The organism is Sphingobium sp. TomMM15, assembly GCF_055397045.1.
In genome coordinates this window covers 623,123-645,933 of the sequence record NZ_AP027314.1, presented here as the reverse complement: position 1 = coordinate 645,933, position 22,811 = coordinate 623,123, and the positions used below count along the sequence as shown (strand labels likewise).

The window sequence follows — 22,811 nt, the reverse complement described above, 5'->3', positions numbered from 1 at the left end:
TTTTGGTGATGAAGGTGACACGAACATATCCCTGAAAAGCGCCATCGTAATATTGTTCACCTGCCGCCGGGCGGTAGGCCGTGGGCTATAGCCGAAGCCTGCGCCTGTAGGACAGCAGGTTTTCAACCTGCCAGCACTTCGTCGCAGCGGTTGCAGAGTGTGCCGTCCTCTTCGACTTCGGGCAGCAGACGCCAGCAGCGACCGCATTTGTGCCACTCGCTCGGCTTGACCACGATGCCGTCCCCGACACCCGTTTCGATGCGGGCGACGATGGCGATTTCGGCGAAGTTCACACCGTCGCTGGGAACCTCCATTCCCATGGCCACATCGGCTTCAAGGCTGGAGCGGATGACCTTTTCGCGGCGGAGGGGTTCGATGGCTTCGTTGACCTGATCGCGCTGGTGGCGGATTTCGGTCCATTTGTCGTTCAGGACTTGGTTGAGCCAAGCCGCGTCAACCTCTGGCCATTCAAGGAAATGAACGCTTTCTTCGTGGTTTGGATAGCGACTTTGCCAAACTTCCTCAGCCGTGAAAGGGATGATCGGCGCGGCGTAGCGGACGAGCGCGTGGAAGAGCGTGTCGAGCACGGTGCGGTAGGCGCGACGCTTGGGATCGGTCTTCGCGTCGCAGTAGAGGCAGTCCTTGCGGATGTCGAAGAAGAAGGCCGACAGGTCGCTATTGGCGAAGTCGAATAGCGCGCGGGTGTAACGGCTGAACTCCAGCCAGTTTTCGCTTCCCGCAGCCTTTTCGACCACGCCCTTAAGCTCTGCGTCGAGAGCCGCGAGGCGGTGGAGCATGTAGCGCTCCAACTCCGGCATTTCGGTGACGGGCAACCTCTCTTCTTCCGAAAAATCCGAAAGAGCGCCAAGCAAGTAACGGAAAGTATTGCGAAGTTTGCGATAGGCATCGGACGATCCGGCCAACACTTCCTTGCCGATGCGGACATCATCGAAATAATCGGTGCTAGCGACCCAGACGCGCAGGATGTCGGAGCCGGACTCCGCAATGACCTTCAGCGGATCGACCACATTGCCGAGGCTCTTCGACATTTTGCGCCCCTGCCCGTCCAGCGCGAAGCCGTGGGTTAGGACGGCGTCATAAGGCGCGCGGCCACGGGTGCCGCTGCTTTCGAGCAGGGAGGACTGGAACCAGCCGCGATGCTGGTCGGACCCTTCGAGGTACAGGTCGGCGCGGACGCCTTCGCCATAGCGGCTTTCGACAACGAAGCTGTGGGTCGAGCCGCTGTCGAACCAGACGTCGAGAATGTCGTTCACCACCTCATAGTCATTGAGGTCGTAGTCGGGGCCGAGCAGCGCCTGATGGTCAGCGCCGAACCAAGCATCCGCGCCGCCAGCCTTGAAGGCTTCGATGATGAGCTCATTTACAGCCTTATCAACGAGATATTCGCCGGTCTTACGATGAACGTAGAGAGCGATGGGCACGCCCCATGCGCGCTGGCGGCTGATGACCCAGTCGGGGCGGCCTTCGACCATTGAGCGAATGCGGTTGATCGAGCGCTCGGGAACCCATCGGGTGTTCTCGATCGCGTCGAGCGCCGTGTCGCGAAGCGTGGCGCCATTGCCCTGGCGGGCGAGGATAGCTTCTTCCTCGGCGCAGCGCGGGATTACGCCATCGCTGATCGCGCGGTCCATTGGGATGAACCATTGCGGGGTGCAGCGGAAGATGATCTTCGCTTTGGAGCGCCAGCTGTGGGGATAGCTGTGCTTGAAGTCATCGGACGCGGCGAGCAGCCCGCCCGCTTCGCGCAGATCGGAGCAGATTGGGCCGTCCTTGCTGACGAATTTCGGATTGATGACGCTTCCCTGGCCGCCGAGCCAGAGCCAGTCCTCGCGATATTTCCCGTCATTCTCGACGGCGAACACCGGGTTGATGCCGTTCGCCTTGCAGAGCGCGAAGTCGTCCTCGCCATGGTCGGGTGCCATGTGGACGAGGCCGGTGCCCGCGTCGGTGGTGACGAAATCGCCCGGGAGGAACGGGCGCGGCTTGGCAAAGAAGCCGCCGAGGGCGTGCATCGGGTGGCGGGCGACGGCTCCGGCGAGTTCGGCGCCTTTGAAGTGCTTGTGGGGCTGGGCATGGACCAGACCAGAGCGCTCCTTGAACGCGCCGATCAGCGCTTCGGCGACGATGAACTTGCGGCCCTCCCCTTCAAGCAACACATAGTCGACCTCCGGCCCATAGGCCAAAGCCTGATTAACCGGGATCGTCCAGGGCGTCGTCGTCCAGATCACCGCATGCGCGCCGACCAATTCGGGCGCGTTCGGCGCTTCGACAATCTCGAACGCCACGTCGATCTGGGTGGAGACGATGTCCTCATACTCAACCTCCGCCTCGGCCAGCGCGGTTTTTTCGACCGGGGACCACATGACGGGCTTGGCGCCGCGATAAAGCTGGCCGCTCTCAGCGAACTTCAGCAGTTCAGACACGATGGTAGCTTCGGCGTCGAACTTCATGGTGAGATAGGGATCGTCCCAGTCACCCATGACGCCAAGGCGCTTGAACTGCTCCTTCTGAACGCCGACCCATTTGTCCGCATAGGCGCGGCATTGGGCGCGGAATTCCTGCGCGGGAACCTCGTCCTTATTCTGCTTCTTCTTGCGATACTCCTCCTCGATCTTCCATTCGATCGGAAGGCCGTGGCAGTCCCAACCGGGGACATAGGGGGCGTCCTTGCCAAGCAGCGACTGGCTGCGAACGATGATGTCCTTCAGCACCTTGTTCATCGCATGGCCCATGTGGATGTCGCCATTGGCATAGGGCGGGCCGTCGTGGAGGATGAAGCGTTCGCGACCTTTCCGGCGCTCGCGCAGCTTGCCGTACAGGTCCATTTCTTCCCAGCGCGCGAGGATCGCCGGTTCCTTTTGTGCAAGGCCCGCCTTCATGGGAAAGTCGGTTACGGGCAGGAATACGGTGCTTTTATAGTCGGGCTGGTCAGTCATGTGGGGCTATCTACAGACATCCGTTCGTTTTGAGCGCGTCGAGAAACGCGGCGCTGCACTATCTGCTTCTCGACTTCGCTCGAAGCGAACGGGGTTGGAAATGAATGGGCGGGCATTAGGCGAGGCGCGGCGTTCTCGCAAGGATTTGCCGCGCGGCGTCGCAGTCCCTGGCGATCTGGGCCGTGAGGGCTTCGAGGCCTTCATATTTCGCTTCGGGCCGGAGAATTTCGATCAACTGTACCTCGATACATTGATCATAGAGGCTTTCGGAGAAATCGAAGAAGTGCGGCTCCAGCAATTCCTTTGGCGGATCGAAGCTGGGACGGATGCCGAGATTGGCCGCACCATCGAGGACACGGCCATCGGGCAGCAGGCCGCGTACGGCATAGATGCCATAGGCCGGGCGAAGATAATGGCCTAGATCGACATTGGCGGTGGGAAAGCCGATCGTGCGGCCGACCTTGTCGCCATGCTGGACCAGCCCCTGCACCGCGAAGGGGCGTGTCAGCAGGCGCGTTGCCGTGGCGCAGTCTCCGGCTTTCAGAGCGACGCGGATACGGCTGGAGGAGACCACCTCCCCGCCTTCGTCCGTGATCGGCGCGACGGCTTCAGCGCTCATGCCTCGTGCGGCGCCGAGTTCGGCAAGCGTGGCCACAGTGCCGGTGCGGCCGTGACCAAAGGTGAAATCCTGGCCCGTGACCACGCCCGCGACGCCCATACCGTCTACCAGTAGATCGACGAAATCCTGAGGACTCAAGGCGGCGAGTTGGCGGGTGAAGGCGAATACCAACATCGCGTCGGCACCGGCGGCGGCGAACAGGCGCTGCCGCTGGTCCAGGCTGGTGAGGCGGAACCAGGGGTTTTCCGGGCGAAACAGGCGCATCGGATGCGGGTCGAACGTCGCGACGATGACGGGACGGCCTTCCGCGCGGGCACGCTCCACCGCGCGGCCAACGACAGCCTGATGACCGAGGTGAAATCCGTCAAAATTGCCCAGCGCCATGATGCCCCCGCGCAAATGGGCAGGGATCGGGACGCCGCTTTCCAGCCGCTCCATGGCGCTGGCTATAGGGAGATGGTCGGGCGCTGGCAATGCGACATCATGGCGCAGCGCGGCGGCGGAAAGTGACGAAGCTGTAGGCGGGATAGGCGCCCTCCGCCGGATGATCGGCGCGGGCTGCTTCCTCCCACCGCGTCGTGTCGGGATAAGGGATCACGGCGTCACCGGGGGCGTCGAAATGCACTTCGGTCAGTTCAATGCGGTCGGCGTGGGCCAGATAGAGCTGATAGACCTCTGCCCCGCCGATCACCATGGCGGCGGGACCTTCCGCGAGGCGAAGGGCGGACGTGACGTCATGCGCGACTTCTGCCCCCTCCCCGCTCCAACCAGTATCGCGGGTTAGGACGATGTGGCGGCGGCCGGGCAGCAGGCCGGGCAGGCTGTCGAACGTCTTGCGGCCCATGATCATCGGGTGGCCGAGGGTCAGCGCCTTGAAATGCTTGAGGTCGGCGGGCAACCGCCAAGGCAGCCCCCCGTCCTTGCCGATCACGCCATTATCGGCACGGGCGAGGACAAGGACAACTTCCTGTTTTTGGGTCACAGGGTCAGCCGGGTGACGTGGCCCATCTTGCGACCGGGGCGGGCCTCATGCTTGCCATAGAGGTGCAGGTGGGCGGCGGGATCGGACAGGATCGCCTGCCAAGCGTCGGCCTCTTCACCGATGAGGTTGTGCATCTGCACTGCCTGTGCCGCCAGTCTGGTGTCGCCTAATGGGAGGCCACAAATGGCGCGGACATGGTTTTCGAACTGGCTGGTGACCGCACCCTCAATCGTCCAGTGGCCGCTATTGTGGACGCGGGGCGCCATTTCGTTGAAGACGGGACCATCGGCGCTGGCGAAGAATTCGAGGGTCAGGACGCCGACATAGCCGAGAGCTTGCGCCACCTGCGCAGCCAGGGCGCGCGCCACCTCCACTTGTGCCTCTATGCGGAGGCCAGCGGGGGCAGTGGAGGTGGAGAGGATGCCATCAACATGGACGTTGGCGGGCGAGTCCCAGAAGCGGACTTCGCCATCTGCGCCGCGCACGAGGATGACGGAAAACTCCTCCTCGAAAGTCACGAAACCTTCCAGGATCGCGCTTTGCTGGCCGATGGCGTCCCAGGCGGCGGGAGCGTCCGCGGGATCATTGATGCGCGCCTGCCCCTTGCCATCATAGCCCATGCGGTTGGTCTTCAGGATCGCACGGCTGCCGATCGCGGCGATTGCCTTGTTGAGGTCACCGAGGCTTTCGACCGAAGCGAAGGGAGCAGTGAGGCCGCCGAGATCGCGGACGAAATTCTTCTCGGCGAGGCGGTCCTGCGCCACGCGGAGCGCCTGCGCGCCGGGGCGAACGAGGCCGTGGGTGGAAAGGACTTCGACGGCAGAAGGGTCGATATTCTCGAATTCGTAGGTGACGACGTCGACGCTGTCGGCGAAGGCGGCGAGCGCGGCGGCATCCTCATAGGCGCCGCGAGTCCAGGAGCGGGACACGTCTGCGGCGGGGCCGCTTTCTTCCGGCGCATAGATATGCGTGCGGTAGCCAAGCTGCGCGGCGGCGATCGCGATCATCCGGCCGAGCTGGCCGCCGCCAAGGATGCCGATGGTGGAACCGGGCGCGATGGTCGTCATCTTATTCTGGCGTCTCTGCGACATCGTCGGTCTGTTTTTCGCGCCACATGTCCAGCCGTTCGGCCAGCGCATCATCAGTGGTGGCGAGAATCGAGGCGGCGAGCAGCGCCGCATTGATCGCGCCGGGCTTGCCGATGGCAAGGGTGCCGACAGGGATGCCACCGGGCATCTGGACGATGGAAAGCAGGGAATCCATGCCCTTGAGCGCCTTGGATTCCACTGGCACGCCAAGAACTGGAAGGCGGGTCATAGACGCGGTCATACCGGGAAGATGGGCCGCGCCCCCTGCCCCGGCGATGATGACCTTCAGACCACGGGAAACCGCGCCGGTCGCATAGTCATAAAGGCGTTGCGGCGTGCGATGAGCGGACACGACCTTGCATTCGTGCGGGACGCCAAGCGCGCTCAGCGTCTCGGCCGCGTGGCGCATGGTTTCCCAATCGGAACGTGATCCCATGATAATGCCGACGGTGGCGGCGCTCTCTCCGGTCATTCGCCTGACTTCCCCTGATGGCGCGGAAAGCAAAGCCCCTTAGCCGGAGGACCGGCAAGGGGCAATGCGGGATTTGCGGACTTAACGCTCCGACAGATAATAGCGGTCCTTGGCGGTCAGATCGTCGGCCAGGTCATAGACGATCGGCTGACCGGTCGGGATTTCCAGTTCGGTGATCTCATCGTCCGGAATGCCCGACAAATGCTTCACCAAAGCGCGCAGCGAATTGCCATGAGCCGAGATGAGTACGCGCTTGCCCGCCTTCAGCTCCGGTACGATGCGGCTTTCCCAATAGGGCAGCACGCGGGCGATGGTGTCCTTCAGGGACTCCGTCGAGGGGATGGCGATGCCGTCATAGCGGCGGTCCTTCGACAGGTCGAACTCGCCGCCCGGCTCCAGCACCGGCGGCGGAATGTCGAAGCTGCGGCGCCAGACCTTCACCTGCGCATCGCCATGCTTGGCAGCGGTCTCTGCCTTGTTGAGGCCGGTAAGGCCGCCATAATGGCGCTCATTGAGGCGCCAGTCCTTTTCGACCGGCAGCCAGAGGCGGCCCATTTCCTCAAGCGCTAGGTTCAGCGTCTTGATCGCCCGGGTCTGAACCGAGGTGAAGCAGCGGTCGAAGTCTAGGCCCTTGGCCGACATCAACTGACCGGCAGCCCGCGCTTCCTCCACCCCCTTTTCCGTCAGGTCCACGTCCCACCAGCCAGTGAAGCGATTTTCCAGGTTCCAGGCCGATTGGCCATGACGGATCAGAACGAGTGTGGGCATGAAACGCTTCTCCTGCACATAAGCGCGAATGTTGGCGCCTCCCATAACGCCGGAAATGACGGGCGCAAGCTTGTGCGCCGAGCGGAGCGTCCCACATTGCAGTCGGCCGGACGATCGGATAGCTCGGACAAGCAAGCATAAGGAAGCGGCAATTTGGCATTTGTGAAGGGCGTTTGGCGCATATTGGTCGCGGTCAAGGACGGGCTGGTTCTGCTGTTCCTGCTCGGCTTCTTCGGCCTGCTTTATGCGGCGCTTTCATGGTCGCCCAAGCCCGCGCGCAGCGTAAGCAGTGGCGCGCTGCTGCTGAAGCTGGACGGCACTATTGTCGAGCAACCGGCAGAGGTGGACCCCTTCTCGTTGCTGACATCGTCCGGGCCGCAGTCGAAGGAATATCGCCTTTCCGAGATTGTGGACGCGCTGGAAGCGGCCAAGACAGATGGTAAGGTCAAGGCGGTGGTGCTGAACCTCGACGGGTTTCTGGGCGGCGGTCAGGTGGCGCTTTCCCGCGTGGGCAAGGCGCTGGATGCCGTCCGTGCAGCAAAGAAGCCGGTCTTCGCCTTTGCCACAATCTATAGTGACGACAGCTATCAACTGGCCGCCCATGCCAGCGAGGCATGGGTCGATCCCCTTGGCGGTGTAGCCATCCTGGGGCGCGGCGGATCAGGCCTCTATTACAAAGGGTTGATCGACAAGCTGGGCGTCAACACGCATGTCTATCGCGTCGGCACCTACAAGAGCTTCGTCGAACCCTTTATCCGCACGGATCAATCGCCCGAAGCCCGACAAGCCAATCAGGCGCTGGCCGATGCCTTGTGGCAGGATTGGCAGGAGGAAGTTGGCAAGGCACGCCCTCGCGCGAAGCTGGCCGCCTATGTCGCGAACCCGGCGGGTGCGGCGGAAGCAGCGCGGGGTAATCTGGCCAAGGCGGCGCAGAGCGCTGGGCTGGTCGATCGACTGGGCGACGAAGCAGCCTTCGGCAAACGCGTCGCGGAGGTGGCCGGCGAACCTGCCGACGATCGCGTGGGTGATTTTGCCAGCATCGACCTCAGAAGCTATGCGAAGGCGCACCGCGCGCCCAATGATGGCCAGATCGGCATGATTACCGTGGCGGGCGACATCGTCGATGGAGATGGTGGGCCGGGCAGCGCAGCCGGTGATACGATTTCGGCTCTTCTCTACAAAGCGTTGTCGGAAAAGGACCTGAAGGCGCTGGTCGTCCGGGTCGATTCCCCCGGCGGTTCGGTCATGGCGTCGGAAAAGATCCGGCAGGCCATCATGGAAGCCAAGCGCGAGGGCCTGCCGATCGTCGTGTCGATGGGCAATGTCGCGGCGAGTGGCGGCTATTGGATTTCGACGCCCGCCGACCTGATCTTTGCCGAACCGGACACGATTACCGGCTCCATCGGGGTGTTCGGGATATTGCCGAGCTTTGAAGGGACGTTGGCGAAGCTCGGCATCACGACCGATGGCGTGCGGACCACGCCGCTGTCAGGGCAGCCGGACATTGCGGGGGGCACCACGCCTGAATTCGATCGCATCATGCAGATGGGGATTGAGGACATTTACGGCCGTTTCGTGGGGCTGGTCGCGCAAGCGCGGCGTAAATCGCCCCAGCAGATTGATGCCATCGCCCAGGGCCGCGTGTGGGACGGCGGCACGGCGCGGCAGATCGGGCTGATCGATCGCTTCGGTGGGCTAGAGGAAGCCGTCGCCGAAGCTGCAAAGCTCGCCAAACTCGATCCTGCCAAGGCGAAGGTTTACCGTATCGAGAAGGAACCCGACAAGTTCGCCGAGCTCATCAAGTCGATGACGGAACGGGAAGATGAGGATGTGGATGCTCCCCGCGACATGTTGAGCAGGCAGGCGATGATTCAACGGCGCTGGGCCATGCAGGCGGTCGCGGATATGCGTGGCCTGATCAGTGGCGCGGGCGTGCGGGCGGATTGTCTGGAATGCCGTGGCTATGGCGCGCCGCGGCGGGTGAGTGCCGCCGATGAGCGTGGGCTGATGGGGGTGGTTGCCAGCCTTTGGCGGTGATTGCGCGGTAGGCGCGCTTTTTCCCCTCCACCACCTGCGGCGGTCCCCCTCCCCATCTGCGATGGGGAGGATTTATGCGTTTCTGGACTGTTAACGGTCGGCTTTGTAGGTGGGGAGACCAATGCTTCGCCAGATCGCGAAGGCGCGCAGAAGGAAGCCTAGCAGCGCCGCGACGACGCCAGCTACCGGCACGTCCAGCCCCCACCAGCGCAGCATGACGAACAAGCCGGAAGCGAGGGCCGCTGCCGTTACATAAAGTTCGGGGCGCAACAATATGGACGGCTCATGGGCGAGGAGATCGCGCAAGATGCCGCCGACGCAGCCAGTGACCACGCCCATCAGCGCGGCAACGAAGGGCGGGATGCCGTAGCTCATCGCCTTGGCGGCTCCGAACACGGCAAAGGAGACGAGGCCGATGGCGTCGAGCCAATCGAGCGCGCGATCGCTCCACAAGCGGCGCGGCGTGAACCAGATCAGGAGCGCCGCGCCCATGCATGTGACTGCGGGAACCGGATCATGCACCCAGAAAACCGGTGCGCCGATCAACAGGTCGCGAAGGGTGCCGCCCCCTACCCCGGTCACCAGCGCGAAAAACGCAAAGGTCACCAGCGTCTGCCCCAGCCGGGCCGCCGCCAGCGCTCCAGACGCCGCAAACACGAATATCCCGACGATGCTGAGCGTTTCCAGCACCGGGCCGATCTGTTGAAAGGCGGTGGCGGGCGAAAGCATGAGGCGATCAGCAACGGCGAGACATCCGGGTCGGCGCCATGAACAGCGCCGACCCCGATGCCTGTCCCTTATTTCGCCAGTTCAGCCTCGATAGCGGATACCAGCGCCGGATCATCAGGCGTGGTGCCGGGTGCGAAGCGCGCGGCGACCGAGCCGTCCTTGGCAATCAGGAATTTTTCGAAATTCCAGAGCACTTCGGGCTCTTCGGTCGGCGTCATGCCATAGCCGCGAAGCTTTTCGCGAAATTCATCGCCCTCACCCGCAGCTTTGGGCTGCTCGCTGGTCAGGGCGGCGTAGAGCGGATGCTTTTCCGGGCCGGTCACGACGATCTTTTCGAACATCGGGAAATCGACACCGAAATTGGTGGTGCAGAATTCCGCGATCTCGTCATTGCTACCCGGTTCCTGGCCGGCAAAGTCATTGGCGGGGAAGCCAGCAACCACCAGCCCCTTGTCCTTATAATCGCGGTAGAGCTTTTCCAACCCTTCATACTGCGGGGTCAGGCCGCATTTGGAGGCGACATTGACCGCCAGCACGACCTTCCCCGCATAATTGGCAAGGCTGGCATCGGCGCCGTTGATTGTCTTGAGCGGAATTTGCTGGATCGCAGTCATGATCTTCTCCTTGGGAATCCGGATGGCGCGGACCTTGCCATCATATCGCCGCGCCGAAAAGCCTGCCTGCACCCGCCGTGATCGCCATTGCGAGTACGCCCCAGAACAGCACTCGACCGACCGACCGGCCTAACTTGCCTCCACCCAGCCGCGCGCCTGCATAGCCCAGCAGAGCAAGACAGATTAGCGAGGTCACGACGACGCTCGCCAGCGCATGGGGAGCCGGGCTGACCGCCGCCGCGATAACCGGAGCGATCGCACCGACGGAAAAGGTGGCTGCCGAAGTCAGTGCCGCCTGAACCGGCCGCGCCGTGCTGATATCCGAAATGCCGAGTTCGTCGCGGGCGTGGGCGGCAAGCGCATCGGCGTCCATCAATTGTCGCGCGACTTCTCCAGCCAGTTCGGGGGTGAGGCCCCGCTCGATATAGATGCCGCGCAGCTCCTGCCATTCCACATCTGGCTGCTGAGCAATCGCATGTTTTTCCTTGGCGAGATCGGCCCGTTCCGTGTCCGATTGCGCGCTGACCGACACATATTCTCCCGCCGCCATCGACATGGCGCCAGCAAACAGGGCGGCTATGCCGGACAGCAGAATGGTTTCGCGCGACGCGCCCGACGCGGCGATACCCGCAAGCAGACTGGCGGTCGATACGATGCCGTCATTCGCGCCGAGAACAGCCGCGCGCAGCCAGCCGACGCGATTGACATAATGAACGGCATGATGCGAGCGCGCCTGGTCAAGAGCGCCTGAAGCTGATCCGTCCATCGCCGCCATTCCTATTCCCCTTCGTTCAGCCGCTCAGTCCCTCGGCCTTTTCCGCGAGTTCCAGCCAGCGTTCCTCGGCCGAATCCTTGTCGGCGCGCGCCTGTTCAATCGCCTTTGTCAGCGCCGCGAACCGCTGGGGATCGCGAGTGTAGAGCGATGGGTCGGCCAACGCCTCCTCATCGCGAACAATGTCCTGTTCCAGCTTTTCGATGGTTTTGGGCAGCAAGTCGAGATCCCGCTGATCCTTGTAGCTGAGCTTGGTCGACGCGGATTTTGGCGGGGGCGGAGCGGCGGCAGCCTTTTTCTCTGCCCGAGGCGCGTTCTTCGGCTGACGCTTGGCAACCCAGTCCGCATAACCGCCGACGATCACATCGACCTGTCCCGAACCGTCCAGACCAAGCGTCACCGTCACCGTGCGATCCAGAAAGTCGCGGTCATGGCTGACGATCAGCACTGTGCCGTCATAGTCGGCGATCACTTCCTGCAACAGGTCGAGCGTTTCGAGGTCGAGGTCGTTGGTCGGCTCGTCGAGCACCAGCAGGTTCGATTCGCGGGCGAACTCACGGGCAAAGAGCAGGCGTGACCGCTCGCCCCCGGACAGCGTGCCCACGCGCGCCTCGGCCAGCGAGGGGTCGAAGAGAAATTCCTTGAGATAACCGTGAACATGCTTTCGCACGCCCCGCACATCGATCCAGTCGCCGCCCTCCGCCAGCACGTCGCGGACACGCTTATCGGGCTGCATCAGGCTGCGCTGCTGGTCGATGAAGATCATGTCGAGCGACTTGGCCTGTTTGACGACGCCGCTATCAGGCGCGAGTTCGCCGGTCAGGAGTTTCAGGAGCGTCGTCTTGCCAGCGCCGTTGCCGCCGACGATGCCAATGCGATCGCCGCGCTGGATGCGTAGGGAGAAGTCCTTGATGACCGTGCGGTCACCGAAATTCTTGGTCACCTGTTCGGCGGCGATGACGCTCTTGGTCTTGCTGTCGTCGGCAGCGACGGCGATCTTCGCGACGCCTTGGGGACCGACCATCGCCGCGCGCTGCGCCCGCATTTCCCAAAGCTTGGCGAGACGCCCCTGATTGCGCTTGCGGCGCGCGGTTACGCCGCGTTCCAGCCAGTGCGCCTCGATCTTTAGCTTGGCGTCGAGCTTCTCGGCGGCACGGGCCTCCTCAGCATAGACGGCCTCCATCCAATCCTCAAAGCCCCCAAAGCCGATCTCGCTGCGGCGTATCGACCCGCGATCCAGCCACAGGGTCTGGCGCGTCAGGCGTGTCAGGAAGGCGCGGTCGTGGCTGATGACGATGAACGCGCCTGAATAACGAGCAAGCCAGCCCTCGAGCCAATCGATGGCGTCGATGTCGAGATGGTTGGTCGGCTCGTCCAGCAGCAACAGATCGGGCTCGCTCGCCAGCGCGCGGGCAATGGCTGCGCGGCGGCGCTCGCCCCCGCTGGCGGTCGCGGCCTCGCGCGACAGGTCGATGCCGAGCTGGCTGGCGATCGCCTCCACCTCATGCGCGGGGGGCGCATATTCACCCGCCAGCGCGAAATCATGCAGGGTGGCGAAGCTGCTGACGTCGGGGTCCTGCTCCAGCATGATGACGCGCGCGCCCGGACGAACCGACCGCGTCCCTTCGTCAGGCTCGATCTGCGCCGCGATCAGCTTCAGCAGCGTGGTCTTGCCCGCGCCATTGCGGCCGATCAGCGCCAGCCGGTCACGATCGCCGACAAAAATGTCGAGATGACGGAAAAGCCAATGGCTTCCTTGGCTGAGACCAAGATTTTCGAAGGAGAATATAGGTGCGGCCATCGCCGTGCAGCTAAGGCTTCCGACGCGCCGGGGCAAGAGTGCGTGGAACCGGATGCTGTCTGACGGCTTTCAACGCCTGTCAGCGTCCATTCATCGCAGCCGTTACAAACGGGCTGCATAGCTTTTCAAGGAGATACGCTCATGAAGTCCGCCCTGGCCCTGATGGCCGCCGCCGCTGTATCGATTCCTGCCATGGCGGTCGCGCAGACCAACGTGACCATCGCCGAGACCGCTCCTGTCGTGACGCTCAACGTTACCGAGACGGTCGAGGCGGCGCCGGATCAGGTCGTAGTCGGCACGGGTGTTCAGACTCGCGCGTCCACAGCCGCGCAGGCTATGCGCGAGAATGCGGTGAAGATGGACCGGCTGATCGCCACCCTTGCCAAGGCCGGGATTCCAAAGAAAGACATTCAGACGAGCGGCATTAATCTCAGCGCCCAATATGACTACAGCAATCAGAACGGTCAGCCTGCCGGACCTCGTTTCATTGGTTATGAAGCGTCGAACCAGCTGACGATCAAGCTGCGCGACATCAAGAAGACGGGGCAACTGCTCGACACGCTGGTCGAAGCGGGCGCGACCAACGTCAACGGCCCGTCCTTCTCCATCGAAGACCCCACCCCGATGCTGGTTCAGGCGCGCGGGGCCGCGTTGAAGAGCGCCAAGGCGCAGGCGGATTTCTATGCGCAGGCGGCGGGCTATCGTACCGCGCGGCTTGTCTCCATCGCGGAGAGCAACAGCGGTGGCCGTCCGCCGATGCCGATGATGGCGGCGCGCTTCAAGGCCGATGCGGCGGAGGCAACGCCAGTGGAACCGGGGCAGGTCGGATCGTCGGTGACCCTGACCGTCCAATATGCGCTGGAACGCTGACCGGCACCTGTCACCGCGCTGACGCCACCATTCACCACCTGTTCAATGCTAGTCGCCTATGGCATGCCACATGACGATGAAGCTTAGCAGCCTGATTGCGGGTATGGCCGCCATCGCCGCGATGGTGGCCGTGCCCTCTTACGCTGAGGCCGGTCAGCGTGGCGAGCAGGACGCTGCGCGCCGGGCTATGCTGGACGGGCAGACCATGCCATTTTCCCTCATCAAACGGCGCGTAGATGCCGCCATGGGCGGGGCGACCTACCTCGGCGCGGAATTCAATCCATCCTCCAACCGTTATCGCCTGAAATATGTGAAGGACGGCAAGGTGGTTTGGGTTGATGCGGACGGGCGCACAGGCGATATAACCGGCTGGGCGCACTGACGCGCCAATGGGCAAAATACAAAGAAACGGAGCCATATGCGTCTGCTGATCGTCGAAGATGAACCAAGCCTTGGGCAACAGCTCCGCAACACGTTGGAGGGCGCGGGCTATGCCGTCGACCTTGCGACCGATGGCGAGGATGGACACTTTCTGGGCACGACGGAAAGCTATGATGCCGTGGTCCTCGACCTTGGCCTGCCCACGATCGACGGGCTGACGGTGCTGGACCGCTGGCGCAAGGAGGGGCGAAGCTTCCCGGTGCTGGTGCTGACCGCGCGGGACAGCTGGTCGGACAAGGTCGCAGGGCTGGACGCTGGCGCGGACGATTACCTGGCCAAGCCGTTCCAAAGTGAGGAGCTGATCGCGCGGTTGCGCGCGCTCATCCGCCGCGCTTCGGGCAATGCATCGAGCGAACTGATCGCGGGCGACGTCCGGCTGGACACGCGCTCGGGCAAGGTCACGCTGAAGGGCGAGCCGGTAAAACTGACTGCGCAGGAATATAAGCTGCTGTCCTACCTTCTCCACCATAAGGGCAAGGTGGTGAGCCGCACCGAGTTGATCGAGCATATCTACGATCAGGATTTCGACCGCGATTCCAACACGATCGAAGTGTTCGTTACCCGCATCCGCAAGAAGCTGGGCGCGGACGTCATCACGACGATACGCGGTCTTGGCTACAGCCTGGACGAGCCCGCCCGCTAAGGTCTCAAATTCTGCCTCGGGCTGGTTCCGCCAAAGCCCCCTTTTCTGCCGGGACGATCTTCGGCAAGCCCGGGCGAACGGAGTGGGCAACAGACAGCTGTAATGACCAGTCCAGCCACCCCTCCCACGGTCCATTCGACCGGGTCGCTCAGTCGGCGCATGATCGGCATCGCGGCGCTGTGGATCAGCATCCTGCTGCTGGGTGGCGGATTGGCGCTCGACCGTGTCCTGTCGCAGGCGATCACACGCAATTTCGACGACGGGCTCAATTATGTGCTGACGGCGATGATCGCTTCGGCCGAGATCGGGCCGGATGGCGAAGTGCTGTTCAACCGTCCGCTTGCCGATCAGCGCTTTCTGGAACCCAATAGCGGCCTCTATTACCAGATCAGCGCCAAGGGGCATGAGGATTGGCGATCGCGGTCGTTGTGGGATCGAGCGCTAAGGGTGTTGCCCGAGCATGATGATCGCAGTTTCCACGCCTATGACAGCAAGCAGTTTCCGGGCGAAGACCTGCGGATCATGGAGCGGACCATCGTTCTGCCCGGTTCGGATACGCGCTGGATGTTCATGGTCGCTGCCGCGCGTGCCGGGCTGGACGACCAAATCACGACATTGCGATCCACGCTGACCCAGAGTTTTGCCCTTCTCGCGCTCGGCCTGATCGTACTGACCACGCTTCAAACCCTTTACGGACTGAGGCCGCTGCGCCGGGTGCGCAAGGAAATCGTCAGGATGCGGGCGGGCGAAAAGAGCCGCGTCACCGAACCGATGCCGTCCGAAGTGCTACCCATGGTCGAGGAACTGAACGCCCTTCTCGCTCATAATGAGCGGCAGGCGGAAGAGGCGCGAACCCATGCGGGCAATCTTGCCCACGCGCTGAAAACGCCGCTGACCGTCATCATGAACGCCGCGACCGCGCAATCGGCGGACCTTGGGGAAACCGTCATTCGGGAAGCCACGACGATGCGCAGGCAGGTCGATCACCATCTGGCACGCGCCCGCGCGGTTGGGCGGCGCGGCGCGGCGCAGAGCCGGGCGGAAGTATGGACAAGCCTGCAAGCGGTCGAGCGCGCCGTCCAGCGCCTCTATCCCGAAGCGCGGATCGACATGGATGGCGACAAGGAGGTTGCCGTCAGGGTGGAGCGTCAGGACTTGGACGAGATGCTCGGCAACCTTATCGAAAATGCGGCGAAATATGGTGGCGGCAGCGTGTTCGCCACGGTTGGCCGCGCCGGAACCATGGTCGAGATATTGGTCGAGGATGACGGCCTGGGTATCCCGCAGGCGGAACGGACCCGCATCTTCGACCGTGGCGTTCGGCTGGATTCCGGAAAGCCCGGCACCGGCCTTGGCCTGGCCATCGTGCGCGACGTCGCGGAAATCTATGGCGGATCGGTGGCGATGGAAGAAAGCGAAGACTTGGGCGGGCTGATGGTACGGCTGCGACTGCCCGCCGCCTGATGAGGCGGGCGCTTTATCTTGCCGTCGGCTTTATGTCGCTGGGCCTTGGCGCGCTGGGCATTGTCCTCCCCCTGCTGCCCACGGTGCCCTTCATGATATTGGCGGCATTCTGCTTCGCCCGGTCAAGCCCGGCGCTGGAGGCGAGGCTACTCGATCATCGGCATTTCGGGCCGCATATTCGCCGTTGGCGCGACAAGGGTGCGATCAGCCGCCGGGGAAAGCAGGCGGCGCTTGCGGCTTTCATGTTCAGCGCAGTGCTGGCGCTGTTCCTGGTGCCTTTCCCTTGGTTCATGATCCCTGTGGCGGCCGCACTAATTGGCGGAACATGGATATGGTCGCGACCGGAGGGCGGCGCTTAATCCTAGGTCAGTTCATCGCCAGGATCATGTTGCGGACCTGCGGGAAAACTTCCTTCTCCCACTTACTACCGGAAAACACGCCATAATGACCGGCGCCGATTTGCAGGTGATGCCGCTTCAGATGAGGCCGCAATCCCGTGCAAAGCGCGTGCGCCGCCGCCGTTTGCCCGACCGCGCAGATATCGTCCTTCTCTCCCTCGACCGTCAGCAGCGCCGTCTTGCGAATGGCACCCGGATTGACGAGTCGACCGCGGTGCTTGAGTTCGCCCTTCGCGAGAAGAGTCCGCTGAAACACGCGCTCAACCGTCTCCAAGTAAAATTCGGCAGTCATGTCCAGAACCGCGAAATATTCCTGATAGAAATCCTTGATCTTCTCGGCCTCTTCTTCCTTCCCATCCGCCAGCAACTGATAAAGCTCGCGATGTTGGGCACCGTGGCGTTCCAGGTTCATCGACAGGAAGGCGGACAGTTGCAGGAAGCCCGGATAGACCCGCCGCCCGGCACCGCGATAACGCATCGGGACGGAAGTGATGAGTTGCCGTTCGAACCACTCGATCGGCCGCTCATTGGACAATTCATTGACGACGGTCGGCGCCGCACGCGGGTCGATGGGGCCGCCCATCAGCGTCATGGATCGTGGTGTCGCGGCATCGCCATCTTCGGCCATCAGCGCGACAGCGGCAAAGGCCGGTACGCAGGGCTGGCAAACGGACAGCATGTGCGCGCCGGGGCCAAGCTCCTGCATGAAGGTGATGACATAGTCGACATAGTCGTCAAAGCCAAAGCGCCCTGCCGACAAGGGAACATCGCGCGCATTCTTCCAATCAGTGATGTAGACGTCATGGTCGCGTAACAAGGTCCGCACGGTGTTACGCAATAGGGTAGAAAAATGGCCCGACATCGGCGCCACGAGCAGCACGCGGGGCTGTTCCGTTTCGACATCGTCCTTCGCAAAGTGAAGCAGGTTGCCGAAGGGCAGGTCAAGGACCACTTCTTCCCGCACCGCAACAAGGGCGTTGCCGCTGCGGACTTCGTTGACGCCATAGGCGCGACGCTTGTGCGTGAGCCGGGCACCTTGGAATACGTCCATTAGCGCGAACATGCGGCGCGGCATGGGCCAATCAGCCACCGGACCCATCTTGTCGCGGAGATTCAGGGCCAGTTCGGCGCCGAAGCGCGCGGGAGCCAGCATGTCTTCCATAGCCTGATAGCCACTATACAGCATCGTCATAATATGAACGGCGCCCCAAAATGTTCCCCCGGCCGATTCGGCCGCCGTCGTTCGTTATACTGATTTTTCCGTATTGCGCTGCATCATGTTTGATGGAAAACTATAAACAACGGGAGGATCGTCATGGCCGTTGCGGAATTGACCATATCGAGCAAGATCTATTCCTCTTGGTCGCTGCGGGGCTGGCTGCTGTGCCGCCTCGCCGGACTACGCGTCACCGAGAAGATGGTGGCGTTGGAAAATCTGGAAAACCGCGCTGAGCTTTTGCTGCTGACGCCTTCCGTGCTGGTGCCGCGCCTAACTCACGAGGGCGCAAGCGTTTGGGACACGCTGGCCATCGCGGAATATCTGCATGAACTATATCCGAATGCAGGCATGTACCCCAAGGATCGCATTGCGCGCGCTCATTGCCGTTCGATATCGGGTGAGATCCATTCCGGTTTCGCCAACCTGCGATCCGCCCTGCCGATGAACCTGAAAGTCCGGCACAAGAAATTCCCGATCTTTTCAGGCGCCAAGCCGGATATTGAGCGGGTCGAGGCGATCTGGACCGAATGCCTGGGCTCCTACGGCGGCCCTTGGCTGTTTGGCGACAGCCCCACGGTGGCGGACGCCATGTTCGCGCCCGTCGTGCAGCGGTTCCTCACTTATGCCGTGGCGTTGCAAGGCCCCGCAGCCGCCTATTGCGACACGGTCAACAGTTGGGACCTGATGCGCGAGTGGATCGACGATGCCCGGAAAGAGCCGGATGAGGTCGAGGAACTGGACGTCGAGTTCTAAATTACGCCCCAGCCCGTCAGCCGCTTACCTTCGCCAGCCAATCGCCGATCATGGCGCGGCCTGCCGCCACCGCTCCCGGCCCATGTTCATCATGGTCACGCCGCAGGGCCACGCCGCATTGTTTGGCGATGTCCAGATCGGCCCAGAAATGGGTCAACCAATCCTCGAAGCGCGGGTCCTCGCCCATCTCGGCATGGAATTGCAGCGCCAGCAGATTACGGCCCCGGCGGAATGCCTGATGCGCGTACGCATCGGTTGAGGCCAGCAGTTCGACGCCGCGCGGCAGCTCAAACGTATCGCTATGCCAGTGCAGCACTGGCACGTCTTGAATATGCCGCAAAGGCGAATCTGCACCGGCGCCGTTCAGCGTAACAGGTGCAAAGCCGAGTTCCATCGCCTCACCGGGATAGACGCGCGCGCCGAGCGCCGCCGCGATCATCTGGCTACCCAGGCACACACCCATAGTCGGCAGGTCCTGCTCCAGCCGTGCGGCGAGCTTATCGATCTGCACCGGAATCCAGGGATGAATGTCATGCTCATAAACGCCCATTGGGCCGCCCATCATGATCAGCAGATCGGGCGTGCACAAATCGACATGGGCAAATTCGGGGCTGGCGACATCGATCCGCTCAATCTCATAGCCAGCCGCCTCGATCGGCTGGAGAAACCCGGCCGCTCCCTCTCGCGGCACATGACGGACGATCAGTGCTTTTTTCATTGCTGATGAGATGCCTAATCGATCAAAGGCGCGCCCGCCACCCCAGCCTTTCTTGAGGAGGCGATAACCCTCCTATCGGCCATCCGCCGTCTTGCCGCGCCAGATACGCCACAGGGCCGTAAAACCGATAGCGCTCCAGACGATGTTGAGCACCATGGAAGGGATGGCGCCGTGCCACCAGGTATTGAGCACGAAGAAGGCTGCGCCGAGCGCATTCATCCACTGGAAAACCGCTGAGCTGCCCGACAGTCGCCCGGCCGAGACGAGGATATAGGGCCCCAGAACCAGAAGCGCGCCGAGCCAGCCGACGAGTTCGATGAAAATTGTCATTCGATACTCCGGCAGAAACCTTACCCACGACTTGGCGAAGTTTGAACGATTTTCGCGCAGAGGCGCAGAGGGCGCAGAGATGCAACGGAATGCGGCAAGTGAGCGTCTGGAAAGAAGGGTGAGCCGGTAAGCTCGAGCATTCTCTGCGGCTTCTGCGCCTCTGCGCGAACGATCTTCTGACAAACAGAAGGCTCCCCCCTTACGGAGAGAGCCTTTTGTTTTCTGTTCAGCGCCTCAGTTGATCAGGCAGCCAGCTTGCGCAGGACGTACTGCAGGATGCCGCCGTTCATGAAATATTCCAGCTCGTTGACGGTATCGATCCGGCAGAGCGCGGTGAAGGTGAAGGTCGAGCCATCGGCGCGCTTCACGATCACGTCCACATCCTGACGCGGCTTCAGGCCAGCGACATTCTGGATGGTGAAGGTTTCATCGCCCGTAAAGCCGTGCGTGTCCTTGCTCTCGCCATTCTTGAACTGGAGCGGCAGCACGCCCATGCCGACGAGGTTCGAACGGTGGATACGCTCGAAGCTTTCGACGATCACGGCGCGGACGCCGAGCAGGTTGGTGCCCTTCGCGGCCCAGTCGCGCGACGATCCGGTGCCATATTCCTTGCCACCGATGACGACCAACGAAGTGCCGTTAGCCTTGTGCTTCATCGCCGCGTCGTAGATCGGCATGACTTCGCCTTCATAACGGGTCATGCCGCCTTCAACGCCGTTCAGCATCAGGTTCTTGATGCGGATGTTGGCGAAAGTGCCGCGCATCATCACTTCATGATGACCGCGACGCGCGCCGTAGCTGTTGTAGTCGGCCTGCGCGACCTGATGCTCGCTCAGCCACTTGCCAGCAGGCGAGGTCGCCTTGATCGAACCGGCCGGCGAAATGTGGTCGGTGGTGATCGAGTCGCCGAAAATCGCCAGCGGCTTGGCCTCGACAATGTCGGTGACCGGCGCCGGGGTCATGCTCAGCCCTTCGAAATAGGGCGGGTTGGCGACATAAGTAGAACCGGCCTGCCAGCTATACGTGGCCGAACCCGTGACGTCGATCGCCTGCCAGTGCGCATCGCCCTTGTAGACGTCGGCATAGCGCGCCTGGAACATCGGGCGGTCCATGCAGCCCGCCATGGTGGTGGCGACTTCGTCATTGGTCGGCCAGATGTCCTTCAGATATACATCCTGACCGTCCTTGCCCTGACCGATCGGCGTGGTGATGAAGTCCTCGATCACCGTGCCCTTGAGCGCATAAGCGACGACCAGCGGCGGCGAGGCGAGGAAGTTGGCGCGAACGTCCGGCGACACGCGGCCTTCAAAGTTGCGGTTGCCGGAGATCACGGCTGCGGCGACGAGGCCGTTGTCGTTGATCGCCTTGCTGATCGGCTCAGCCAGCGGGCCGGAGTTGCCGATGCAGGTGGTGCAGCCATAGCCGACGAGGTTGAAGCCGACAGCGTCGAGGTGCTCCTGAAGGCCAGCCTTAGCGAAATAATCGGTAACCACTTGGCTACCGGGTGCAAGCGATGTCTTGACCCAAGGCTTGGGCTTCAGGCCCAGTTCGTTCGCCTTCTTGGCCACCAGACCAGCGGCGACCATGACGCCGGGGTTCGACGTGTTGGTGCAGCTCGTGATCGCGGCGATGGTAACGTCGCCGTCACCAATGTCGAAATCCTTGCCTTCAACCGGAACCCGCTGCTGCGCCTTCTTGTAGACGTTCGCCAGGTCGGCGTTGAACACATCATCAACTTCGGGCAGCGAAACGCGGTCCTGCGGACGCTTGGGACCGGCGAGGCTGGGGACGACGGTGGCGAGGTCCAGTTCCAGCGTGTCGGTGAAGACCGGCTCGACGGCGGGGTCGATCCAGAATCCCTGCTCCTTGGCATAGGCTTCGACCAGCGCGATATTCTCTTCGGTACGGCCGGTCAGGCGCATGTAATCCAGCGTCTTGTCGTCAATGCCGAAGAAGCCGCAGGTTGCGCCATATTCCGGTGCCATGTTGGCAAGCGTCGCGCGGTCGGCCAGCGACAGCGAGGCAAGGCCGGGACCGAAATATTCAACAAAGCGGCCGACGACGCCCTTCTGGCGCAGCATGGCCGTGCAGGTCAGCACGAGGTCGGTGGCGGTCACGCCTTCCTTGAGTTCGCCGGTCAGCTTGAAGCCGACGACTTCGGGGATGAGCATGGAGACGGGCTGGCCCAGCATCGCGGCCTCGGCCTCGATACCGCCCACGCCCCAGCCCAGAACGCCCAGGCCGTTGATCATGGTGGTGTGGCTGTCGGTGCCGACGCAGGTGTCGGGATAGGCGACGGTCGCGCCGCTTTCATCCTGCGACGACCAAACGGCCTGCGCGATATTTTCCAGGTTCACCTGATGGCAGATGCCGGTGCCCGGGGGGACGGCGTAGAAGTTGGCAAGGCTCTTGCTGCCCCACTTCAGGAAGTCATAGCGCTCCAGATTGCGCTGATATTCGATTTCCACATTCTTCTCGAACGCCTTGGGCGTGCCGAATTCGTCGACCATGACCGAGTGGTCGATGACGAGGTGGACGGGAACCTGCGGGTTGATCTTGCTGGCGTCGGCGCCCAGCGCGGTCATCGCGTCGCGCATCGCCGCGAGGTCGACGACGCAGGGAACGCCGGTGAAGTCCTGCATCAGCACGCGCGCGGGGCGATACTGGATCTCGCGCTCCGCCTTGCCCTTGTCATTCTGCCAATCGACGATCGCCTTGATGTCGTCGGTGGTGACGGTCACGCCATCTTCGAAACGGAGCAGGTTTTCCAGCAGCACCTTCATCGAGAAAGGCAGGCGCGAAACGTCGCCGAGCTTCGCAGCAGCCTTCTTCAGCGAATAATAGGCAATGTCCTTGCCGCCGACCTTCAAAGTGTCGCGCGTGCCGAGAGTGTCCTGTCCGATGGCGGTCATGAGTCGTGCGTCTCCTCGCAATGCCCGGCCAAGGGGCTAGGAGGATAACGACATTCCGCCGGGAGCCTGACCCGCACATCGGATGACGGGGGGCAAGATGGCGGGATGCGCCCCAACCGATGGCCGAAGCGGGTATGTCCCTTGATGGCCGCCGCCATAGCGACTGCCGTCGCCAAGTCAATGCGAAGGCGCGAAATGGGACGTTCTGCAAATCTTTATTGTAG

At 62.6% G+C, this 22,811-nt stretch carries 20 protein-coding genes and 1 pseudogene; 7 read left to right on the top strand and 14 right to left on the bottom strand.

The genetic code is table 11. The annotated features are described in order from the left end of the window. Window positions 1-122: 122 nt before the first annotated feature. From ileS to gpmA, 6 genes are all read right to left on the bottom strand, one after another. Complete coding sequence (gene ileS / locus ACZ51H_RS03330) at window positions 123-2,957, bottom strand: isoleucine--tRNA ligase (RefSeq protein WP_464802431.1); 2,835 nt, start codon at window positions 2,955-2,957, stop codon at window positions 123-125. A gap of 115 nt (window positions 2,958-3,072) precedes the next feature. Beyond that, window positions 3,073-4,014 carry a bifunctional riboflavin kinase/FAD synthetase gene (locus ACZ51H_RS03325; RefSeq protein ID WP_464802839.1) on the bottom strand — a complete coding sequence of 314 codons (942 nt, stop codon included), beginning with the start codon at window positions 4,012-4,014 and terminating at the stop codon, window positions 3,073-3,075. A gap of 43 nt (window positions 4,015-4,057) precedes the next feature. Continuing rightward, the gene (locus ACZ51H_RS03320; protein ID WP_464802430.1) at window positions 4,058-4,558 is read right to left on the bottom strand and encodes a dihydrofolate reductase; all 501 of its coding nucleotides are present in this window, start codon (window positions 4,556-4,558) and stop codon (window positions 4,058-4,060) included. Next, a complete protein-coding gene (locus ACZ51H_RS03315) occupies window positions 4,555-5,625 on the bottom strand; it encodes a 5-(carboxyamino)imidazole ribonucleotide synthase (protein ID WP_464802838.1) in 1,071 nt (356 codons plus the stop codon). The genes ACZ51H_RS03320 and ACZ51H_RS03315 overlap by 4 nt, the downstream gene beginning before the upstream one ends. Before the next feature lies 1 nt (window position 5,626). After that, window positions 5,627-6,118 carry a 5-(carboxyamino)imidazole ribonucleotide mutase gene (purE, locus tag ACZ51H_RS03310; protein WP_449471893.1) on the bottom strand — a complete coding sequence of 164 codons (492 nt, stop codon included), beginning with the start codon at window positions 6,116-6,118 and terminating at the stop codon, window positions 5,627-5,629. A gap of 81 nt (window positions 6,119-6,199) precedes the next feature. Then, the gene (gene gpmA, locus ACZ51H_RS03305) at window positions 6,200-6,886 is read right to left on the bottom strand and encodes a 2,3-diphosphoglycerate-dependent phosphoglycerate mutase (protein WP_464772169.1); all 687 of its coding nucleotides are present in this window, start codon (window positions 6,884-6,886) and stop codon (window positions 6,200-6,202) included. Between the two features lie 153 nt (window positions 6,887-7,039). On the opposite strand from gpmA, the gene sppA reads away from it, so the two are divergent. Continuing rightward, complete coding sequence (sppA, locus tag ACZ51H_RS03300; protein WP_464802429.1) at window positions 7,040-8,923, top strand: signal peptide peptidase SppA; 1,884 nt, start codon at window positions 7,040-7,042, stop codon at window positions 8,921-8,923. A gap of 90 nt (window positions 8,924-9,013) precedes the next feature. Here the strand turns inward: sppA and ACZ51H_RS03295 are convergent, their stop codons facing one another. The 4 genes from ACZ51H_RS03295 to ACZ51H_RS03280 form a co-directional block, all read right to left on the bottom strand. Further along, window positions 9,014-9,652, bottom strand: coding sequence for a trimeric intracellular cation channel family protein (locus ACZ51H_RS03295; RefSeq protein ID WP_464802428.1), 639 nt, complete (start codon window positions 9,650-9,652; stop codon window positions 9,014-9,016). Window positions 9,653-9,720: 68 nt separating this feature from the next. Continuing rightward, window positions 9,721-10,266, bottom strand: a complete 546-nt coding sequence (locus ACZ51H_RS03290; RefSeq protein ID WP_460987851.1) for a glutathione peroxidase — start codon at window positions 10,264-10,266, stop codon at window positions 9,721-9,723. Between the two features lie 40 nt (window positions 10,267-10,306). Then, on the bottom strand, window positions 10,307-11,032 hold the full coding sequence (locus tag ACZ51H_RS03285) for a VIT1/CCC1 transporter family protein (protein ID WP_464802837.1): 726 nt from the start codon (window positions 11,030-11,032) through the stop codon (window positions 10,307-10,309). Between the two features lie 25 nt (window positions 11,033-11,057). Then, window positions 11,058-12,839, bottom strand: coding sequence for an ABC-F family ATP-binding cassette domain-containing protein (locus ACZ51H_RS03280; RefSeq protein WP_464802427.1), 1,782 nt, complete (start codon window positions 12,837-12,839; stop codon window positions 11,058-11,060). Window positions 12,840-12,980: 141 nt separating this feature from the next. Here ACZ51H_RS03280 and ACZ51H_RS03275 point away from each other — a divergent pair, with 141 nt between their 5' ends. From ACZ51H_RS03275 to ACZ51H_RS03255, 5 genes and pseudogenes are all read left to right on the top strand, one after another. Continuing rightward, complete coding sequence (locus tag ACZ51H_RS03275) at window positions 12,981-13,709, top strand: SIMPL domain-containing protein (protein WP_464802426.1); 729 nt, start codon at window positions 12,981-12,983, stop codon at window positions 13,707-13,709. Window positions 13,710-13,754: 45 nt separating this feature from the next. Continuing rightward, window positions 13,755-14,091, top strand: a pseudogene (locus ACZ51H_RS03270) (hypothetical protein). 36 nt (window positions 14,092-14,127) lie between these two features. Then, window positions 14,128-14,793, top strand: coding sequence for a response regulator transcription factor (locus ACZ51H_RS03265; protein WP_449471888.1), 666 nt, complete (start codon window positions 14,128-14,130; stop codon window positions 14,791-14,793). Window positions 14,794-14,952: 159 nt separating this feature from the next. Next, on the top strand, window positions 14,953-16,257 hold the full coding sequence (locus ACZ51H_RS03260) for a sensor histidine kinase (protein WP_464802836.1): 1,305 nt from the start codon (window positions 14,953-14,955) through the stop codon (window positions 16,255-16,257). Next, on the top strand, window positions 16,257-16,616 hold the full coding sequence (locus ACZ51H_RS03255; protein ID WP_464802425.1) for a YbaN family protein: 360 nt from the start codon (window positions 16,257-16,259) through the stop codon (window positions 16,614-16,616). The genes ACZ51H_RS03260 and ACZ51H_RS03255 overlap by 1 nt, the downstream gene beginning before the upstream one ends. Before the next feature lie 7 nt (window positions 16,617-16,623). On the opposite strand, the gene ACZ51H_RS03250 is transcribed toward ACZ51H_RS03255, so the two are convergent. Further along, on the bottom strand, window positions 16,624-17,847 hold the full coding sequence (locus ACZ51H_RS03250; protein ID WP_464802424.1) for a polyhydroxyalkanoate depolymerase: 1,224 nt from the start codon (window positions 17,845-17,847) through the stop codon (window positions 16,624-16,626). 123 nt (window positions 17,848-17,970) lie between these two features. Between ACZ51H_RS03250 and ACZ51H_RS03245 the strand changes: the two genes are divergently transcribed. After that, complete coding sequence (locus ACZ51H_RS03245; RefSeq protein ID WP_196226388.1) at window positions 17,971-18,627, top strand: glutathione S-transferase; 657 nt, start codon at window positions 17,971-17,973, stop codon at window positions 18,625-18,627. Between the two features lie 16 nt (window positions 18,628-18,643). On the opposite strand, the gene ACZ51H_RS03240 is transcribed toward ACZ51H_RS03245, so the two are convergent. The 3 genes from ACZ51H_RS03240 to acnA form a co-directional block, all read right to left on the bottom strand. After that, window positions 18,644-19,345, bottom strand: a complete 702-nt coding sequence (locus tag ACZ51H_RS03240; protein ID WP_464802423.1) for a glutamine amidotransferase — start codon at window positions 19,343-19,345, stop codon at window positions 18,644-18,646. A 72-nt stretch (window positions 19,346-19,417) separates the two neighbouring features. Further along, entirely contained in the window at window positions 19,418-19,675 is a 258-nt protein-coding gene (locus ACZ51H_RS03235; RefSeq protein WP_464802422.1) for a CBU_0592 family membrane protein, read from the bottom strand. Between the two features lie 242 nt (window positions 19,676-19,917). After that, window positions 19,918-22,587 carry an aconitate hydratase AcnA gene (acnA, locus tag ACZ51H_RS03230; RefSeq protein WP_464802421.1) on the bottom strand — a complete coding sequence of 890 codons (2,670 nt, stop codon included), beginning with the start codon at window positions 22,585-22,587 and terminating at the stop codon, window positions 19,918-19,920. Window positions 22,588-22,811: the final 224 nt, after the last annotated feature.

Excerpts from the sequence above, each read along its gene's own strand:
- ileS (WP_464802431.1), bottom strand. The coding sequence starts at position 2,957 with ATGACTGACCAGCCCGACTATAAAAGCACCGTATTCCTGCCCGTAACC.
- ACZ51H_RS03325 (WP_464802839.1), bottom strand. The coding sequence starts at position 4,014 with ATGGAGCGGCTGGAAAGCGGCGTCCCGATCCCTGCCCATTTGCGCGGG.
- ACZ51H_RS03315 (WP_464802838.1), bottom strand. The coding sequence starts at position 5,625 with ATGACGACCATCGCGCCCGGTTCCACCATCGGCATCCTTGGCGGCGGC.
- purE (WP_449471893.1), bottom strand. The coding sequence starts at position 6,118 with ATGACCGGAGAGAGCGCCGCCACCGTCGGCATTATCATGGGATCACGT.
- gpmA (WP_464772169.1), bottom strand. The coding sequence starts at position 6,886 with ATGCCCACACTCGTTCTGATCCGTCATGGCCAATCGGCCTGGAACCTG.
- ACZ51H_RS03295 (WP_464802428.1), bottom strand. The coding sequence starts at position 9,652 with ATGCTTTCGCCCGCCACCGCCTTTCAACAGATCGGCCCGGTGCTGGAA.
- ACZ51H_RS03290 (WP_460987851.1), bottom strand. The coding sequence starts at position 10,266 with ATGACTGCGATCCAGCAAATTCCGCTCAAGACAATCAACGGCGCCGAT.
- ACZ51H_RS03285 (WP_464802837.1), bottom strand. The coding sequence starts at position 11,032 with ATGGACGGATCAGCTTCAGGCGCTCTTGACCAGGCGCGCTCGCATCAT.
- ACZ51H_RS03280 (WP_464802427.1), bottom strand. The coding sequence starts at position 12,839 with ATGGCCGCACCTATATTCTCCTTCGAAAATCTTGGTCTCAGCCAAGGA.
- ACZ51H_RS03275 (WP_464802426.1), top strand. The coding sequence starts at position 12,981 with ATGAAGTCCGCCCTGGCCCTGATGGCCGCCGCCGCTGTATCGATTCCT.
- ACZ51H_RS03265 (WP_449471888.1), top strand. The coding sequence starts at position 14,128 with ATGCGTCTGCTGATCGTCGAAGATGAACCAAGCCTTGGGCAACAGCTC.
- ACZ51H_RS03260 (WP_464802836.1), top strand. The coding sequence starts at position 14,953 with ATGATCGGCATCGCGGCGCTGTGGATCAGCATCCTGCTGCTGGGTGGC.
- ACZ51H_RS03255 (WP_464802425.1), top strand. The coding sequence starts at position 16,257 with ATGAGGCGGGCGCTTTATCTTGCCGTCGGCTTTATGTCGCTGGGCCTT.
- ACZ51H_RS03250 (WP_464802424.1), bottom strand. The coding sequence starts at position 17,847 with ATGACGATGCTGTATAGTGGCTATCAGGCTATGGAAGACATGCTGGCT.
- ACZ51H_RS03245 (WP_196226388.1), top strand. The coding sequence starts at position 17,971 with ATGGCCGTTGCGGAATTGACCATATCGAGCAAGATCTATTCCTCTTGG.
- ACZ51H_RS03240 (WP_464802423.1), bottom strand. The coding sequence starts at position 19,345 with ATGAAAAAAGCACTGATCGTCCGTCATGTGCCGCGAGAGGGAGCGGCC.
- ACZ51H_RS03235 (WP_464802422.1), bottom strand. The coding sequence starts at position 19,675 with ATGACAATTTTCATCGAACTCGTCGGCTGGCTCGGCGCGCTTCTGGTT.
- acnA (WP_464802421.1), bottom strand. The coding sequence starts at position 22,587 with ATGACCGCCATCGGACAGGACACTCTCGGCACGCGCGACACTTTGAAG.